Here is an 18,212-nt window from a genome sequence, read left to right as displayed (position 1 = left end):
AATTATGGTAAGAAATTTTCATAGAATGTAATAAGTGTTTTTTTAGGTATGTTTATGAACGGAAAAATAGAAAATTTATTGAATGTTGCCTTGGAAGCTAATATTCAGGAATTAGATAAATGCCGGGAACTATCAGCAGGTTTTAATCCAATAGATAACTCCTGGGATTTGATTATAAGGTTCACGGGAACTCCGGATTTTTTAGAAAAATATAATGGAATACAATATGAAATATTGTCAAATAATTTTGCAATATTATCTGTGCCAAAAGAAACTATTGATAAACTTGCTGAGGATGACAGTGTTATTTATATTGAAAAAGCAAAACCGTTATATTTTGCAGTTATAAATAACAGAAGTGAAGCATGTGTTACAAATGCACAGAATCAGTTTGGTATATATGGAGAAGGGGTAATTATTGCGGTAATAGACAGTGGAATAGATTATGCAAATTCAGCATTTATAGATGAATTTGGGAAAACTAGAATTATTGAGATTTGGGATCAGACAATAGGGAATGGCGAAAATACATACGGTTTTAACAGAGGAACATTTTATACGGATAGTCAGATAAATGCAGCAATAAATGCACCGGATTTTAGAGAAAGATATGAAATTGTACCATCAAGAGATTATTCAGGACATGGAACTCATGTAGCAGGTATTGCTGCAGGAAATTTTGCAAACGATAAAAGAAATAATATCGGAATAGCAACTAAAAGCAAATTGTTAATTGTTAAATTGGCGACACCGAGAGAAAATTCGTTCCCGACAACAATAGAACTTATGGAGGCAATTGATTATGTGACAAAAAAGGCAGAAGAATTAAAAATGCCACTTGTAATAAATTTGAGTTTTGGAAATAATTATGGTTCTCATGATGGCACATCATTGCTTGAAACATATATTAACGAGATATCTGCAAAGGAAAGAATATCCGTTGTAATAGGTTCAGGAAACGAAGGAAATGCGGGAGGACATACAAGTGGAAAAATAGATACAGGTGAAACAGAAAATATAGAATTTGCAGTATCAAATTATCAAAATTCCCTTAATTTGCAAATATGGAAGTCTTATGCAGATATATTTGAAATAGAATTAATTTCACCAACAGGCGAAAGTACCGGAATTTTTACTGATGCAAATGAAGTTATGAAATATAATATCTCTTCAGATAGAACAAGGTTGATGGTATATTATGGAACACCTAAACCTTATAGCATATATCAGGAGGTATATGTTCAATTCGTGCCTGAAGATATGTATATTCAGTCAGGTATTTGGACTGTGAGGATAACATCGGTTAAATCAGTGTTAGGAGCGTATAATATGTGGTTGCCTGTTGAGGCTTCATTAGGGACAAATACAAGGTTTTTAAATCCTATACCTTACACTACGTTGACAATTCCATCAACTGCTTCTAAAGCAATTACTGTAGGAGCGTATGATAGTAACAGGCAGACATATGCAGACTTTTCAGGAAGAGGATTTACAAGAGAAACAAATCAAATTAAACCGGATATTGTAGCACCGGGAGTAGATATAATATCTGCAGCAGTTGGCGGAGGACTTTCAGTAAAAAGTGGGACTTCAATGGCAACCCCATTTGTTTCAGGGGCAGCAGCATTGCTTATGGAATGGGGCATAGTTAATGGAAATGACAAGTATTTATATGGAGAAAAACTTAAGGCTTATCTGATAAGAGGAGCAAGGAAAATAGATGGATTTGAAAAATGGCCTAATCCTATGATGGGATGGGGAGCATTATGTATTAGAAGTAGTATACCGAGATGATGTTTGAAATTTGTACTATAGGACTATAGACTTTATGGACAGATAATGGTATAGTTGTCTAGTTAACCGTTTAAAGTTGTTTATTTTATAAAGTAAATTGCGTGGCATACAACATATGCCAATTAATTAGTGGGATATATTTTGATATTTGAATTTGATAATACGTTAGTTTGTAGTTATATATACATTTGGAGGAATAATGATGAAGAAGACAGGAATTTTAACTGATAGTCATAGCGGAATAACACAGGAAGAAGCTAAAAAACTTGGGATATATGTGTTGCCAATGCCATTTTACATTAATGATCAATGTCATTACGAAGGTAAAGATATAAGTAGAGAAGAATTTATAGAATTGCTTAAAAACGATGAGAATGTAAGTACATCACAGCCATCACCTGAGGCAGTTATGAACTTATGGGATGAAATTTTAAAAGAATACGAAGAATTAGTTTATATACCAATAAGCAGTGGACTTAGTGGCTCATGTTCAACAGCAATGGCTATGGCACAGAATGATGATTATGATGGTAAAGTTTTTGTAGTTGATAACGGAAGAGTTTCAACGCCTATGAAACAGTCTGTTTTAGATGCAATCGAGTTGTTAAATGAAGGTTGTAGTGCGAAGGAAATAAAGAACAGACTTGAAGATGCAAAAGGAAAAATGGGAATTTTTGTTGCTGTAGATGATTTGAAATATTTAAAGAAAGGTGGAAGAATTTCATCTAGTGTAGCACTTGTAGGTGGAATGCTTAAAGTTAAGCCAATTTTAAAATTTGATATTGGTACACTTGATTCTTTTAAAAATTGTAGAGGATTGATAAAGGCAAAAACAGTAATGATAGAGGAAGTGAAAAGAATAGTTACAACAGACTATGCAGAAGACTTTGAAAAAGGAAATGTACATATTTTAGCAGCATCAAGTGCTGATGAAGAAGAAACAAAGAAGTGGGTTAATGAAATACAGGAAGCTTTCCCTGGAATAAAAGTGTTATGGGATTATTTACCAATGGGAATAACATGTCATATTGGACCGGGAGGACTTGGAATAGGATATTCTGTAAGACCATAAAGATGTAAATATTTATTATTATGAAGATATTGTATTAAAAGTAAAATTTTCTTAACACGTTTTAGTACAATTTTATACATAGATAGTTGAAAGAGATAGCAAAATTATGATATAATTTGCATATAATATATGTGGAGGTGATTATAATGTTATCTATACAGGAATCAATAAGACCATCTGCTGATTTAAGAAATCATTATAATGAAATATCTAAGCAGTGTAAGGAAAATAAAGAAGCAGTAATTATTACAGTAAATGGTAGAGGAGATACAGTTTCTCTATCATATGAAGAATATAAAAATATGAAAGCACGAATAGAGTTGTTAGAAGTGCTAGCTGAAGCAGAGGATGATGTAAAAAATGGTAGGGTTGCCCCGATAAGTGATACATTTGATGATTTACGTAAAATGTTTCAGGAGGGGTAAGTGATGAAATATGAGGTGATAAGAACTGATACAGCTGATGCAGGAATTAGAAAAATAATACTATATATTGCTCAGAATTTTGGAAATACGGTTGCACTTGAAAAACTAGATGATATTGAAAAGAGAATTCTTCAGTTAGGTGAAGATCCATATATTGGAACAAATCCAAGATATTCTATACTTAGGCGACAGGGCTATAAAGTACTTATTTTAGAAAAAAATTTAGTTTTTTATAAAATTGATGAAGTAAACAAGCAGGTAGTTGTATATGCAGTTATAGATCAACGACAGGATTATTTGAATATTATACAAGGTTTATAAATTAATAAAAAGTTTTAAATTGAATAAAAATGTTAAAGGGAATCCTTCTTAACGAGTATGTTAAGGAGGATTTCCTGTATTTAGAGAATGTTTTTATGTCAGATTTATAGTAAAGAAAAATTGTTTATAGGTCAGGTTTATATTGTAGAAAATTTAAAATAGTTTCAGGTGTGACAGGATGATTGTAAGAGTTAATTTACTAATCACATTCCGTGTTACATATGTGAATGTGTAAAAAGCATGAATGATATAAAAAATATAGTCAAAAATAAGTAAAAAGGAGATATAAAATGAAAGATAAAATTTTTGGCGTATTACAGCGAGTAGGAAGATCATTTATGCTTCCAATAGCAATTCTACCGGTTGCAGGTTTATTGCTTGGACTTGGTAGTTCATTTACGAATGAAACAATGTTAAAGACATACGGACTTTGGAATGTAATGGGACCGGGAACATTATTTAATGCTATATTTCAGGTTATGAGTGATGCAGGGAATATAGTATTTGCTAATCTACCTATTATATTTGCAATGGGCGTTGCCATTGGTATGGCTAAGAAAGAAAAAGAAGTTGCAGCACTGTCGGCAGCAATAGCATTTTTTATAATGCATGCATCAATTGGCGCAATGATAACAATTAACGGCGGAGCAGAAAAAATGTTAGAAGGTGCTACAGCTGATGTTGTGGGCATAACTTCTCTTCAGATGGGAGTTTTTGGCGGTATTATTGTAGGATTAGGAGTTGCAGCATTGCATAATAAATTTTACAAAATACAGTTGCCACAGGTGCTATCGTTTTTTGGAGGAACAAGATTTGTCCCTATTATATGTTCTTTGGTATATACGTTAGTAGGTATTTTAATGTTCTTTATATGGCCTGTAATTCAAAGTGGTATATATTCCGTTGGTGATTTAGTACTTAATTCAGGATATGCAGGAACCTGGGTGTATGGATTTATGGAAAGATTATTGATTCCATTTGGTCTTCATCATGTATTTTATCTTCCGTTCTGGCAGACAGGTGTTGGTGGAACGATGGAAGTTGGAGGACAGCTAATAGAAGGTGCTCAAAATATATTTTTTGCACAGCTTGCTGATCCTACAGTTACTGAATTTTCAGTTTCAGCGACAAGATTTATGTCAGGAAAATTTCCTCTTATGATTTTTGGGCTTCCGGGTGCTGCACTTGCAATGTATAAAACGGCAAAACCAGAGAAAAAGAAAGAAGTTGAAGGACTTTTATTATCAGCTGCGCTTACATCCATGATTACCGGAATTACAGAGCCGTTAGAATTCACATTCCTTTTTGTTGCACCTTTACTTTATGGCATACATTGTGTATTTGCGGGACTTGCATATATGCTTATGCATGTATTTAAAGTTGGTGTAGGGATGACTTTTTCAGGCGGTCTTATTGATATGTTTCTTTTTGGTATAATGCAGGGAAATGCAAAGACAAACTGGATATGGATTGTTATAGTAGGTGTGGTATATTTTATTGTCTATTATCTGTTGTTTAGTTTTTTAATAAATAAACTTGATTTAAAAACACCGGGAAGAGATGATAGTGATGAAGTTAAATTATATAGAAGAAGTGATGTCGAAGCAAAGAAAAAAGGTGAAGCAAAAGCAGATAATGTAAATTCGTCAGATGAATTATCAGAAATGATTTGCAAAGGACTAGGTGGAAAGAAAAATATATCAGATGTAGATTGTTGTGCCACAAGACTTAGATGTACGGTTTATAAAGCAGAATTAGTAAATGATTCATTACTAAAAAATACAGGAGCGTCAGGGGTTGTCCATAAAGGAAATGGTGTGCAGATTATTTATGGACCAAGAGTAACAGTTATTAAATCTAATTTTGAGGATTATCTGGAAACAGCTCCAAATATAGAGTATAATAAAAAAGATAATGCCGTTAAAAATGAAGACAAAGAAGATGATATTTTTAATGAAGATAAAGACAAAAAGAAAATAGTTAAATCAATTGTAATTTCAAGTCCTATTACAGGAATATCTGCAAATTTGGATACAGCAGCAGATGAAGCATTTGCAAGTAGAATGATGGGAGATGGCGCGATAGTCACTCCGACAGATGAAATTGTTGTGGCACCTGATGATGGAGAAATTATATTTGTATTTGATACTAAACATGCAGTAGGGTTTACAACTAAAGATGGAATAAGTATGATTATTCACATTGGAATTGATACTGTAAAATTAGGCGGACAGGGATTTAGCGTATTAGTAAAAGCAGGTGACAAAATGAAAAAAGGTGATACAATAATGAAACTTGATTTAGAATATTTAAAACAAAATGCACCATCAGTTGCTTCACCTGTTATATGTACTGAATTAGCTGACAATCAGAAAATCAGATTAGTTGCAGAAGGAAAAATAAATGCAGGCGAAGAGTTATTTGCAATTGATTTTTATGAGTAAAATACGAATGTATTAAGATATGTATAGATATGCATATTTACAAAAATACAATTGGAGAATTATATAAATTATGAGAACAATACTTTATGCTTTATTTGGATATATTTCAGGTAGTGTTTTATATGCTAAAAATTTTATGAAATTATTTAATAAAGAAGAATTAATTGAAGAAAGTAAAGATAAGAATCCGGGAACAGCAAATGCATTTATGTACGGAGGAATGACTTGTGGAATCATGACACTTATATGTGAACTTTTAAAGGGAATTGTACCGGTACACATGTATATAAATGGAGCAACACCACAGGAAATGGGAATAATTCCGCTAGCAATTGTTTTAACTATGCCTGTTGTTGGCCATGTGTGTTCTATGTTTGACAATTTCCATGGAGGAAAAGGAATTGCCGTAACATTTGGATGCCTGTTAGGGCTAGCACCTGATATAAAGGCTGTAATTATTTTGGCATTATTTTTTATATTTTACTCACTAATATTTAGAGTAATTCCACATTTTTACAGAACAATAGTTACTTATGTGAGTACATTGGCGGGACTATTCATATTAAATGAAAATCAGGCAGTGAATATTGGATTTTTATTTATTACATTAGTTGTGTTAGTAAGACTACATCAAAGTACAGAAGTTAGAGAAAAGTTAAGGATTAAATTATTATGGATGCGTTAATATTATCATGTGGCACAGGCGGTGGACATAATGCAGCAGGTGCAGCTATAAAAGAAGAACTAATTAAAAGAGGATATAATGTTAAATTTTTCAATCCATATGCTTTAAAAAGTAACAGGCTTGCAAGAGTTATAGACAGGGCATACGTAGGACTTGTACAGAAAGCTCCAAATGTATTTGGAGTTGTGTATAAAATTGGAAATGCTTACAGAAAACTTCCTTTTCATTCTCCGGTCTATTATGCAAATGGAAGAATTGCAGCAATAATAGAAGATTATATTCAAAAAAACAAATGCGACATAATAATTATGCCACATTTGTTCCCGGCAGAAATCATAACTCAAATGAAAAGAAAAGGATATGAACTTCCACCTACAGTTTTTGTTGGAACTGATTATACATGTATTCCGTTTACAGAGGAAACAGAATGTGATTATTATGTTATTCCTGCCAAGGATTTGGAAAAAGAATATATTAAGCGTGGGATAAAAAAAGAAAAATTAAGAACTTTTGGAATTCCGGTTAGAGAGGTATTTGATCATAGCATTAATATGGATGAGGCTAAACTAGAACTTGGACTTAGTGTTAGTAACAGATATATTTTGGTATCAGGCGGAAGCATTGGTGCGGGAAATGTTGAAAAAGTTGTAAAGAATTTATCCGATTATTATGATGGAACAAATGTAAAACTAATAATAATTTGTGGAAATAACAAAAAACTTTTGAATAAACTTAAGGACAAATATAGTGAGAAATGTATTTTAATAGGTCATACGAACGATATTGCAAAATACATGATGGCAAGTAATTTAATTATCGGAAAACCCGGTGGGTTGTCTTCTACCGAGGCAGCAGTTGTAGGAAAGCCTTTTATCCATATTACACCTATTCCGGGGTGCGAAACTTACAACATGAGATATTTTTACAGCAAAGGAATGAGTATTCCGGTTAAAAGAATTACAGAAAAATTTGGAAAGATATGTGATAAAACAATGGAAGAAGACAATAAAAAGAAAATGATTTGTCAGCAGAAAAATAATATTTCAGCTAATGCAAGAATTCTTATTGGTGATATGGCTGATGAATTGTGTAAAACTAAATTGTAATTTGTAGTAAGTTTGTTTGATATCATATCGTATATTTTGCCAATATAATCATAAAAGTCAATGATATTTGAAAAAATCAAATATTGTTGGCTTTTTTTAAGTTCATTTAAGGTTGGCATTTTATTATATGACCATAAGATGAAACTCAGTTAGATAAGTGAAATGAAGTGTAAGATATGAGACATAAATTTTTAGTAGGAATTATGGCAGTAACAATGGTAGGTGCATCTCTTAGTGGGTGTGCAGGCAGTTCAGGAAAACAATCAAATGAAGAAAAGACTGTTTATGGACAGGTAAGCAAGGTATATGATGATGAAATAACTATAAAGCTTGGAACCTTAAATGTATAGCGAATTATATTATAAAAATTTACTTCAAATAAAAAACGGAATTGGAAAAATCCAACTCTGTTTTTATTTGATTAAACAACGTTCTTGATTTTAGACCATTTGCCATAAATCTTTTTACCATTTACAGTAGTTCCGTCATCTAATAAAACAATAGAAGTTTCAGTCCCAGTAGTATCAGCATAAACTGATTTTAGGTTAATACATCCAATTCCCAAAGAAACTATATTTAATGATAATATTGTTGATAAAATTAATTTGTCTGATTGTTTCATATAACAAATCCTCCTTTTAATATTTTAATTGTTGTACATATAATAGAATGCGAAACTAAAATGAACTTTAAATGGCAGTCGGTGTTGAAAAATAATCTAAATTTAATTAAAATTTATTGTGTAATAACAGATAAAAATAAAATGAGTAAGGTTAATTTTTTATAATAAATATTTTAGGTGGTTAATCCGATTAAAAAAGAAAATACATATTAGAAGAGGAGTAGAAAATTATGAATAAGGGAATAATATTTGATGTAGACGGAACAATTTTAGATTCAATGAAAATCTGGATGGATGCAGGAAAAATATATTTGGATAAGTTTGGAATTGAGGAAAAAGAAAATATTGCAGAGGTTTTATTTGATTTAACGATGGCTGAAGGTGCAAAATACATAAAAGAAACATATAAATTGGATAAAACTATACAGGAAATTATTGATGGAATAAACAGTGTTGTATATGAATTTTATGAAAATGAAGCAATGCCAAAGGATGGAGTGTTGGAATTTATAGAGTATTTATATGAAAATAAAATTCCAATGACAGTTGCAACATCTACAGACCGACCAATGATTGAAGCAGCTTTTAAGAGATTAGGTTTGGAAAAATATTTTAAGAAGATATTTACAACAACAGAGGTTGGAAAGGGAAAAGACAATCCGTTAATATTTGAAAAAGCAATGGAAGAAATGAAAAGCGATAAAGCAGGTACATGGCTTATGGACGATGCATTTTATTCATTGAATACAGCTTATAATAATGGAATTAATACAGTTGGAATATATGATGATTCTAGCAAATTGCATCAGGAAAAGGTTAAATCAGTATCTACAATCTATATTAAAGATTGGACTCAGGTAAAACAGTTAATTGCTGATATGAATTTGTAAAGCATATGAACATAAACTTATAAGCTAAATAACAATAATATATATAGATGATGTATAATTATTTATGATAATAATAAAATACAACTCCCACATATGGATTTTTTGTGTGCTAGAGATATTAACTTAAGTGCATTTGCAACTGCGTGCGTTATTAAGTTAATACCTCAAATCTGCACAATTTAAAACCTATATGTGGGAGTTTTTCTTGATTTCTATGAAAAAGAATGTATAATCATAAATAAATAGGTAGCGATGACTAACTATAGTTAGAAATACACAACGTAAAAGATTAATAAAAAATAGAGAGGAGTAAATATGTTTTTAGAAATCAAGGACATAAAAAAGAGTTTTGGAGACGATAAAAATAAGACAGAAGTGTTAAAAGGAATTAATTTTTCCGCACAAAAAGGTGATATTTGTGTACTGTTAGGACCTTCCGGTTCAGGTAAATCAACACTTTTGAATATTATTGGTGGAATAGACGAGGCAGACAGTGGAACTATAACAGTTAATGGAGAGGTTATTCAGGACATGAACGAAAAATCTCTTACACAATACAGAAGAAAGCACTTAGGATATGTATTTCAAATGTATAATCTTATACCGAATTTGAATGTAAAAGAGAACATAGAAGTAGGAGCATATTTGAGTGATAATCCATTAGACATAGATGATTTGCTGAAAACGTTAGGCCTTTATGAACATAGACATAAATTGCCAAATCAGTTGTCAGGAGGTCAGCAGCAGAGAACATCAATTGGAAGAGCAATTGTAAAAAATCCAAGTATTTTACTTTGCGATGAACCTACAGGAGCGCTTGATTATAATACTTCTAAAGAAATACTAAAGCTGATTGAGGATGTTAATCATAAATATGGTAATACGGTAATTATGGTTACACATAACGACGCAATAAAAAATATGGCAGACAGGGTTATAAAATTAAGAGACGGACAAATCAGAAAAGATTATGTTAACGAAGAAAAAATTCCTGCTATGGAATTAGAGTGGTAGGAGGTTAGATAATGAAAAATCCGTTACATAAAAGACTTCCAAGACAGTTAAAAAGCGAATTTGGAAAATATGTGGTTATTTTTCTACTTCTTATAGGCTCAATTGGGTTCATTTCAGGATTCCTTGTTGCGGCAAAGAGCATCAGCAAAACATATGATGAAAGCTTTAAAGTATACAACATTGAAAATGGTAATTTTGAAATGTTGTCTCCATTAAGTGATGAGGCGATAAATGAAATAGAAAATCAAGAAAAAATTTCCATATATAATAATTATTACATAGAAGAAGATACTGATACAAATTTAAATGATAAATATGACAGTACACTTAGAATATTTAAAGACAGAAAGAAAGTTAATAAAGTATGCCTTATGGAAGGTAAAAAGCCGGATAATAAAGATGAAATTGCCATAGACAGAATGTATGCAAATAATAACGATGTTGAAGTTGGTGATTATATTAAAGTTTCGGATAAGAAATTAAAAGTCACGGGTTTTGTAGCTTTATCAGATTATAGTGCATTATTCTCAAATAATGGAGACTTAATGTTTGATGCAGTAAAATTTGGTGTCGCAATAATGACAGATGATGGATACAATCAGTTCGGAGATGAACACAAATTTTACAGTTATTCATGGAAATATGATAAAGAGCCTTCCACAGAGAAAAAAGAAAAGAAGGTATCAGATAAGTTATTAGAAGTTATAGCTTCTAAAGGAATTGTGAAAAATTTCATTCCAAGATATACAAACAATGCAATTAATTTTACAGGTGATGATGTAGGAAGTGACAGAGGAATGATGATTGCTTTACTATACATTCTAATTGTAATAATTGCATTTATATTTGCAGTAACAATAACAAATACAATTAATAAAGAAGCAACGATAATAGGAACTCTTAGAGCGTCAGGATATTCAAAAAGAGAAATAACAGCTCATTATATGGAAATTCCATTAATAGTTACGATTATTTCAGCAATAATAGGAAATATACTTGGATATACGGTATTTAAATATGTATGTGTCGGAATGTATTATGGAAGTTATAGTCTTCCAACATATACAACGATATGGAGTGCAGAAGCATTTGTGCTTACAACACTTGTTCCGTTTATAATAATGCTTGTTGTAAACTATGTGTTTATAAGAAAGAAACTTAGACTTTCACCAATGAAGTTTATAAGAAATGATTTATCAACTTCAAAGAAAAAGAAAGCCATAAGATTACCACATTTTAAGTTTTTTAACCGTTTCAGAATTAGGGTTATTATTCAGAACAGATATAATTATCTGACTTTATTTGTTGGAATCGTATTTGCAAATTTATTGCTTTTATTTGGATTAATGCTTCCGGCTTTGCTTGATTCGTACAATGACAGCATAATTGAACATATGGCTGCAAAGTATCAGTATGTATTGAAAGCACCTCTTGAAACAGAAACAAAAGATGTAGAAAAATATTTTATGAGCACAGTTGAAAAAACAGGTGATAATGGGGAAAAAGACGATATATCAGTATATGGAATATCAGATGACAGTAAATATTTATCAATGGATTTTGAGAGTGGAAAGGTTTATGTTTCAGATGTATTTGCAGATAAGTACAGATTGAAAAAAGGTGATAAATTTACTTTAAAAGAAAGCTATGGAACTAAAAAACATACTTTTGAAATTGGTGGAGTTTATGAATATCCTATTGGACTTACGATATTTATGAATGAAAAGGATTTTTGCAAAGAGTTCAATGTAAAAGACAATGAATTTACAGGATATTTTTCAAATGTAAAAATAAAAGATATTGACCAGGAGTACATTTATTCTGTTATTACTCAGGATGATTTAACTAAAATGGCAAGACAGATGGATGTATCTATGGGTAGCATGATGAATATGGTAAACATTGTATCAGTTATTTTATCAATGCTTGTAATGTATCTTTTAATTAAGCTTGTTATAGAAAAGAATAGTTTATCGATTTCTATGGTAAAAATTTTAGGATATGATAATAATGAAATAAGAAAACTTTATCTGACTGCAACGACATGGGTTGTAATCGCATGCGTAGCATTAAGCATTCCGGTTGTAGTATGGATTATAAAAGATTTGATTTACAGACCAATGATGATGGATATGAAAGGATGGATTATACTGAAAATGGATCCTGTTGTATATGTCGAAATGTTTATTCTTGGCATGATGGCATATATATTAGTTTCGTTCCTCGAATTTAGAAAAATTAAGAAAATACCTATGACAGATGCATTGAAAAATGTAGAATAACAAGATACCCACAGATGTATTCCGGTTTTGTGAGGGTTTGTGATATTAACTAAATAACGCTTGCGCTGCTTGTCACTCGCAGCAGTTCTAAATCTCCAGCTATATTTTGTTGTTAGAACCTTTGATTCTAGGCAAAATCCGCTGTCAATTTGAACCAGCGGTGACAAATGCCTTTAGTTAATATCACAAACCCTCACAATTAAGAATTAATCTGTGGGTATTTTTGTGTGGAAAATTATGAAAGTATAGATTACGGTATTTAAAAATCATATCGCAAAATATCACCTGTCATTGAAAGAAAAAAGAATCAGTCGTATAATAATAAAAAGGCACAGTTCGGAAAGAGTTATATAACGAGGAAATTATATGAAACAAAATATTGAACAGGAAAAATCAATTATTAATGAAACACTGTTAAATTCAATTCCAGGTGGAATAATAATTGTAAAAGTAGTTGAAAACAATATAGAATGTCTCTATTTTAATGAGGCATTTGCAAAATTATCAGGAAGAACGCATGATGAATTACAACGTTATCTTGATAGTGGGGTAAATGTTATAGATATTATATATGAGGCAGATAGAAAAAAGTTTTTGACGAGTATTTTATGCAAAATACAAAGTGATAATGAAGTAGATGAAAGATATAGATATTATACAGCCACGGGAAATGTTCAGTGGATTAATTTGGTCGCTTCAAAGATTAGAGAAGAGGATGGATGTCCTGTTTTTTATTGTGCATGTACAAAGTTGTCAGATGAATTAGATTTGTATATAAATTTATCAGATGAATCTCCGGTTGCAACATATGTAGCAGAGAAAAAGGAAAGACGAATATTATATGCAAATGCTGAGTGGAAGAAAATAGAAAATATCCCTCAGGATATAAATGTAATTGGAAAGAGTGTGTATGAATTAATACCGGCTGAGAGAATAATATTTAGCGAGAAAGAAATAAATGAATTAACTTCTCAGGCTTACAGACAGATACATATTAAAAGAAATAACAGATATTATAGTCTGGGTACAAAAAGCTATTTATGGAATGATATTGATGCATACATGGTATATTTTGTTGATGAAACTGAAAGCATATTAAAGCAACAAAAAAAATTAGAAATATATCAGGCAGAACTTAAAACAAGAGAGGAAATGTCACAGGATATAATTGCTTCATATCAGATAAATCTTACTAAAAACAGAATTGAAAGAAGTAACTTTAAAAACAATTATGCTAATTCGACAGATGATGTTGTAAATGAAAACACATCATGTGAAGATGCTGTTGAATATTTTATCGGATTAATTTTATCTGATGAAGTAAAAAAAGAAATAAGAAATAAATTTTCAGTCGGAAACATTATAATGCAATACCATAATGGAAAAGAAAATATTGACTCTGAAGTTCAGATTGTAATGAAAGATGGAGAGATTAAATGGGTTAAGATTGTTGCTAAAATTTTAAGCAATCCCATTACTTCTGAAATTATGGAATTTGTGTATATACAGGATGTGACTGAAAAGCATACTATAAAATCAATAATGGATAAGTGTATACATACGGAATATGATTGTATAGGTTTGATAAATACAATCAATGGCCAAATTATGATTTTTAATTATAGAAACACATATGGCGAAATGAAAATGCGCAAGAAGAATTTTTTCGCAGATGAAATAGATACATTTATAAATAATAATATTGGAGAAGAAGAACGCGAAACGGCAAGAAAAGAATATGCGTTAGATAATATTAAAAAGCAATTGAAAAAAAATGACAATTATTATTTTTATCATAATATAACATCTAACATTGAAAAAGGAGTACGAAGAAAGAAAATTCATTTTCAATATTTAGATTCTGCCGTAAATAAAAATGAAATTTTATTCATGGTAACAGATGTTACGGATATTTATGAAAAAGAAAGAAAAAATAGCGAGAGATTAGCAAAAGCGCTAGAAGAGGCAAAACAGGCAGCTAAAGCTAAAAGCGAGTTTTTGGCACGAATGAGTCATGAAATAAGAACACCTATGAATGCTATTATTGGAATGTGCGAAATTGCTAAAGATGATGTTGATAAAAGAGAAGTTATAGCAAAAGAAATAGACCAGATTAATGAGTCAGGTAAATATCTGTTAGGACTTATTAACGATATATTAGATGTAAGCCGTATTGAAAATGACAAATTTGAACTTTATACGGAATGGTGCAGTATGTATAACGTTGTTAAACCTATTGTTTCAATGATGAGTCCATTAATGAAAGAAAAAAATATAGAATTTATTTATCCTAATTTTATCAAAAAAGAAAAAGATAAAGAAGTTTTATGTTACATTGATAAAATGCGTGTACAGCAGATGATTATTAATCTTTTAAACAATGCTTATAAATTTACTAAACCGGGTGGAAAGATAACCTGGAAAATAGAAAACATTAATGTAGATGATAAGACTGCAAAGGAAAGAATAGTAATCAGTGATACAGGCTGTGGTATGAGCAAAGAATTTGTACAGAAAATAGGCGAGCCTTTTATGCAGGAGAGAAATGAATTTTCATCAGAACTTATAGGCACGGGACTTGGACTATATATTGTTAAAAAAATTGTAGATGCGATGGGATTTACCATGAAAATAGAAAGTGAACTTGGTAAGGGAACAACATTTATAATTGAGACAGAATATAGTTACAAATATAATGAAGATGATGAAAATCAGTTGGAAAATAGTAATGTTTCGGGAATGAGAGTGTTACTTGTAGAAGATAATGAAATTAACAGAGAAATTGCACAGACTCTTTTAGAAAGAGAGAAAATAATTGTGGAAACTGCAGTTGAGGGAAAAGAAGCAGTTGAGGCATTTGAAAAATCTGATTTAGGATATTATGATGCAATTTTAATGGATATTCAAATGCCTGTAATGGACGGTCTTGAGGCTACAAGAACAATTAGAAAATTGAATAAAGCCGATGCAAAAACAATACGAATAATTGCAATGTCGGCAAATGCGTTTGAAAGTGATATAAAGGCAAGTATTGATGCAGGAATGAATGCTCATTTAACAAAACCAATAGAAATGGAAAAGGTTTTAGAAGAAATTGCTAAAAGTAAATTAAAAAAATAGATATAGAATATGTAATGTAAATTATTAATATTTTATAAATTTAATCGTCAAAATGATGAATAAACAAAAGAAAGATGTATAATTACAGGAAAGAAGGACATAAAAGTGTACGATATAACATCAAAATCGGCAGATGACTTTATTAATCATGAAGAAATTTTAGATACAATTAAATATGCAGATGAAAATAAAAATAATATAAAACTTATTGATTCGATTCTTGAAAAAGCCAAATTAAGAAAAGGACTATCCCACAGGGAAGCGTCCGTATTGTTAGCATGTAAAGATGAAAATAAAAACAATGAAATGTTTAAACTTGCTGAACAGATAAAAAAAGACTTTTATGGAAATCGAATCGTAATGTTTGCTCCACTTTATCTGTCGAATTATTGTGTTAACGGATGTGTATACTGTCCTTATCATGCTAAGAATAAGCATATTGCCAGAAAAAAACTTACACAGGAAGAGATTAAAAAAGAAGTAATAGCTCTTCAGGATATGGGACATAAAAGATTAGCACTAGAGGCAGGAGAGGATCCTGTTAATAATACAATGGACTATTATCTTGAATGTATTAAAACAATATACAGTATAAAACACAAAAATGGAGCTATCAGACGTGTAAACATTAATATTGCTGCGACGACTGTTGAAAATTACAGATTATTAAAGGAAGCAGGAATTGGAACTTATATACTTTTTCAGGAGACTTATCATAAGGAAAGCTATAAGAAATTACATCCGACAGGACCAAAGAGTGATTATAATTATCATACAGAAGCAATGGACAGAGCAATGAAAGGTGGAATTGATGATGTAGGTCTTGGTGTATTATTTGGACTTGATAAGTACAGATATGAATTTGCAGGATTATTAATGCATGCTGAACATTTAGAAGCCGTCTTTGGAGTTGGACCACATACTATAAGTGTGCCTAGAATTTGCGATGCAGATGATATAGATAAGTCATCATTTTCAAATGGAATAAGTGACGATATTTTTGCAAAGATTGTTGCATGCATAAGAATTGCAGTTCCATATACAGGAATGATTGTATCTACAAGGGAAAGTCAGAAGACAAGAGAAAGAGTATTACATCTTGGAATTTCTCAGATTAGTGGTGGCTCAAGAACAAGTGTGGGCGGATATTTTGAAGCAGAACCTGAAGAAGAAAATTCAAGTCAGTTTGATGTAACTGATACAAGAAGTCTTGATGAAGTGGTTAACTGGCTTATGAAAATGGATTATATACCAAGTTTTTGTACAGCCTGTTATAGAGAAGGCAGAACAGGTGACAGATTTATGTCTTTATGTAAAAGCGGTCAAATACAGAACTGTTGTCTACCAAATGCATTAATGACTTTACAGGAGTATTTAATGGATTATGCTTCATCTGAAACAAAAGAAATAGGCGAAAATTTAATTCATAAAGAAATTGAAAATATTCCTAATGAAAAAGTAAAGGATATTGTAATAAAAAATTTAAAATTAATAAAAGATAATAACAAAAGAGACTTTAGATTTTAAAACAAACGTTAAAATCCTCTCTAGGAGGTTTATATGAAAATAGATATGCATTGTCATACAAAAGAGGGCTCGCTAGATGGAAAAGTCCCAATTAGTGAGTATATAAATATATTAAAATCTCAGGGTTATGGGGGTATGTTAGTAACAGACCATGACTCTTATGATGGGTATAGATATTGGAAACATAATATAAAAAATGTTGACAAGGACTTTGTAGTATTTAAAGGAATAGAGTATGATACATTAGATGCAGGACATATCATTGTAATTATGCCGGAGAATCTTAAATTAAGGCTTATGGAACTTAGAGGAATGCCGGTACAGTTGCTTATTCCAATAGTTCATAATTATGGAGGAATATTAGGACCTGCGCATCCATTTGGTGAAAAGTTTATGAGTTTTATGAATTCAAAAGCTTATAAAAGAAATCCGGACATTTTATCTGAATTTGATTTTATTGAAGTGTTTAATGCCTGCGAATCTAAAATGGCAAATGATAAAGCGTTAGAAATGGCTGAAAAATATAATTTGACAGGAACAGCAGGAAGTGATTCACATAAGACGGAGAGCATAGGATATGCATACACAGTAATTCCTGATGAAATAAGAAAAGAAAGTCAGTTGATTGAGTATATAAAACACAGAAATAAGACTGAATGTGGTGGAAAAATATATGAAAATACTTCAAGAGGTAAATTAGGAAAAGCCAAGATAATAACAACATATTTATTTTGGATTTATAATAAATTTGGAGGTTGGAGTCGTGGAATCCAGCGTAATGGAAAACTTAAAAAAGGTTATATTGAAAGAATAGATATAATTGATAATGATAAAAAAGGAAATAAAGATAAAACAGAATATAAAGGAAAAGATAACAATAATTAACAGTTAAAAGAAATAATGGAGAAAA

The 18,212-nt window shown here is 30.8% G+C and carries 15 protein-coding genes; 14 read left to right on the top strand and 1 reads right to left on the bottom strand.

All coding sequences use genetic code 11. The features are described 5' to 3' along the window. Positions 1–54: 54 nt before the first annotated feature. From CCC31_RS04465 to CCC31_RS04430, 8 genes are all read left to right on the top strand, one after another. The gene (locus CCC31_RS04465) at positions 55–1,794 is read left to right on the top strand and encodes a S8 family peptidase (protein WP_118565449.1); all 1,740 of its coding nucleotides are present in this window, start codon (positions 55–57) and stop codon (positions 1,792–1,794) included. Between the two features lie 199 nt (positions 1,795–1,993). After that, on the top strand, positions 1,994–2,866 hold the full coding sequence (locus CCC31_RS04460; protein ID WP_336306287.1) for a DegV family protein: 873 nt from the start codon (positions 1,994–1,996) through the stop codon (positions 2,864–2,866). A gap of 146 nt (positions 2,867–3,012) precedes the next feature. Next, entirely contained in the window at positions 3,013–3,291 is a 279-nt protein-coding gene (locus CCC31_RS04455; protein WP_022087889.1) for a type II toxin-antitoxin system Phd/YefM family antitoxin, read from the top strand. Between the two features lie 3 nt (positions 3,292–3,294). After that, entirely contained in the window at positions 3,295–3,612 is a 318-nt protein-coding gene (locus CCC31_RS04450) for a type II toxin-antitoxin system RelE/ParE family toxin (protein ID WP_022087890.1), read from the top strand. 290 nt (positions 3,613–3,902) lie between these two features. Continuing rightward, positions 3,903–6,056: a PTS transporter subunit IIABC gene (locus CCC31_RS04445; RefSeq protein ID WP_117909615.1), complete on the top strand. Its 2,154-nt coding sequence runs from the start codon at positions 3,903–3,905 to the stop codon at positions 6,054–6,056. 70 nt (positions 6,057–6,126) lie between these two features. Then, on the top strand, positions 6,127–6,741 hold the full coding sequence (locus tag CCC31_RS04440) for a glycerol-3-phosphate acyltransferase (protein WP_118565446.1): 615 nt from the start codon (positions 6,127–6,129) through the stop codon (positions 6,739–6,741). Next, positions 6,729–7,847 carry a glycosyltransferase gene (locus tag CCC31_RS04435; RefSeq protein WP_022087893.1) on the top strand — a complete coding sequence of 373 codons (1,119 nt, stop codon included), beginning with the start codon at positions 6,729–6,731 and terminating at the stop codon, positions 7,845–7,847. The genes CCC31_RS04440 and CCC31_RS04435 overlap by 13 nt, the downstream gene beginning before the upstream one ends. Positions 7,848–8,023: 176 nt before the next feature. After that, positions 8,024–8,197, top strand: coding sequence for a hypothetical protein (locus CCC31_RS04430; protein ID WP_290849919.1), 174 nt, complete (start codon positions 8,024–8,026; stop codon positions 8,195–8,197). Positions 8,198–8,268: 71 nt separating this feature from the next. Here CCC31_RS04430 and CCC31_RS04425 read toward each other — a convergent pair whose 3' ends face one another. Next, positions 8,269–8,469, bottom strand: a complete 201-nt coding sequence (locus CCC31_RS04425; protein WP_290849917.1) for a hypothetical protein — start codon at positions 8,467–8,469, stop codon at positions 8,269–8,271. A 230-nt stretch (positions 8,470–8,699) separates the two neighbouring features. Between CCC31_RS04425 and CCC31_RS04420 the strand changes: the two genes are divergently transcribed. The 6 genes from CCC31_RS04420 (at position 8,700) to CCC31_RS04395 (ending at position 18,187) form a co-directional block, all read left to right on the top strand. Then, on the top strand, positions 8,700–9,359 hold the full coding sequence (locus CCC31_RS04420) for an HAD family phosphatase (RefSeq protein ID WP_022087896.1): 660 nt from the start codon (positions 8,700–8,702) through the stop codon (positions 9,357–9,359). Positions 9,360–9,674: 315 nt separating this feature from the next. Continuing rightward, a complete protein-coding gene (locus CCC31_RS04415; RefSeq protein ID WP_290849914.1) occupies positions 9,675–10,373 on the top strand; it encodes an ABC transporter ATP-binding protein in 699 nt (232 codons plus the stop codon). A gap of 11 nt (positions 10,374–10,384) precedes the next feature. Continuing rightward, positions 10,385–12,655, top strand: a complete 2,271-nt coding sequence (locus CCC31_RS04410; RefSeq protein WP_290849912.1) for an ABC transporter permease — start codon at positions 10,385–10,387, stop codon at positions 12,653–12,655. A 366-nt stretch (positions 12,656–13,021) separates the two neighbouring features. Beyond that, positions 13,022–15,775 (top strand): PAS domain-containing hybrid sensor histidine kinase/response regulator, encoded by a 2,754-nt coding sequence (locus tag CCC31_RS04405; protein ID WP_290849910.1) that lies wholly within the window; start codon positions 13,022–13,024, stop codon positions 15,773–15,775. 105 nt (positions 15,776–15,880) lie between these two features. Beyond that, complete coding sequence (hydG, locus tag CCC31_RS04400) at positions 15,881–17,302, top strand: [FeFe] hydrogenase H-cluster radical SAM maturase HydG (RefSeq protein ID WP_022089654.1); 1,422 nt, start codon at positions 15,881–15,883, stop codon at positions 17,300–17,302. A gap of 33 nt (positions 17,303–17,335) precedes the next feature. Beyond that, positions 17,336–18,187: a PHP domain-containing protein gene (locus tag CCC31_RS04395; RefSeq protein ID WP_022089655.1), complete on the top strand. Its 852-nt coding sequence runs from the start codon at positions 17,336–17,338 to the stop codon at positions 18,185–18,187. The last annotated feature ends 25 nt before the right edge of the window (positions 18,188–18,212 follow it).

Origin of the sequence: Eubacterium sp. LMAG:50, assembly GCF_008680265.1 — a bacterium.
GTDB classification, from domain to species: Bacteria; Bacillota; Clostridia; order Lachnospirales; family Lachnospiraceae; genus Eubacterium_U; species Eubacterium_U album.
The sequence above is the reverse complement of the archived record's forward strand: the minus strand, read 5'-3'. Positions and strand labels throughout refer to the sequence as shown.

Bases quoted from the DNA above. Each gene is read 5' to 3' on its own strand.
- CCC31_RS04450 (WP_022087890.1), top strand. From the start codon at position 3,295: ATGAAATATGAGGTGATAAGAACTGATACAGCTGATGCAGGAATTAGA.
- CCC31_RS04430 (WP_290849919.1), top strand. From the start codon at position 8,024: ATGAGACATAAATTTTTAGTAGGAATTATGGCAGTAACAATGGTAGGT.
- CCC31_RS04465 (WP_118565449.1), top strand. From the start codon at position 55: ATGAACGGAAAAATAGAAAATTTATTGAATGTTGCCTTGGAAGCTAAT.
- CCC31_RS04435 (WP_022087893.1), top strand. From the start codon at position 6,729: ATGGATGCGTTAATATTATCATGTGGCACAGGCGGTGGACATAATGCA.
- CCC31_RS04420 (WP_022087896.1), top strand. From the start codon at position 8,700: ATGAATAAGGGAATAATATTTGATGTAGACGGAACAATTTTAGATTCA.
- CCC31_RS04440 (WP_118565446.1), top strand. From the start codon at position 6,127: ATGAGAACAATACTTTATGCTTTATTTGGATATATTTCAGGTAGTGTT.
- CCC31_RS04395 (WP_022089655.1), top strand. From the start codon at position 17,336: ATGAAAATAGATATGCATTGTCATACAAAAGAGGGCTCGCTAGATGGA.
- CCC31_RS04410 (WP_290849912.1), top strand. From the start codon at position 10,385: ATGAAAAATCCGTTACATAAAAGACTTCCAAGACAGTTAAAAAGCGAA.
- CCC31_RS04405 (WP_290849910.1), top strand. From the start codon at position 13,022: ATGAAACAAAATATTGAACAGGAAAAATCAATTATTAATGAAACACTG.
- CCC31_RS04425 (WP_290849917.1), bottom strand. From the start codon at position 8,469: ATGAAACAATCAGACAAATTAATTTTATCAACAATATTATCATTAAAT.
- CCC31_RS04460 (WP_336306287.1), top strand. From the start codon at position 1,994: ATGATGAAGAAGACAGGAATTTTAACTGATAGTCATAGCGGAATAACA.
- CCC31_RS04415 (WP_290849914.1), top strand. From the start codon at position 9,675: ATGTTTTTAGAAATCAAGGACATAAAAAAGAGTTTTGGAGACGATAAA.
- CCC31_RS04445 (WP_117909615.1), top strand. From the start codon at position 3,903: ATGAAAGATAAAATTTTTGGCGTATTACAGCGAGTAGGAAGATCATTT.
- CCC31_RS04455 (WP_022087889.1), top strand. From the start codon at position 3,013: ATGTTATCTATACAGGAATCAATAAGACCATCTGCTGATTTAAGAAAT.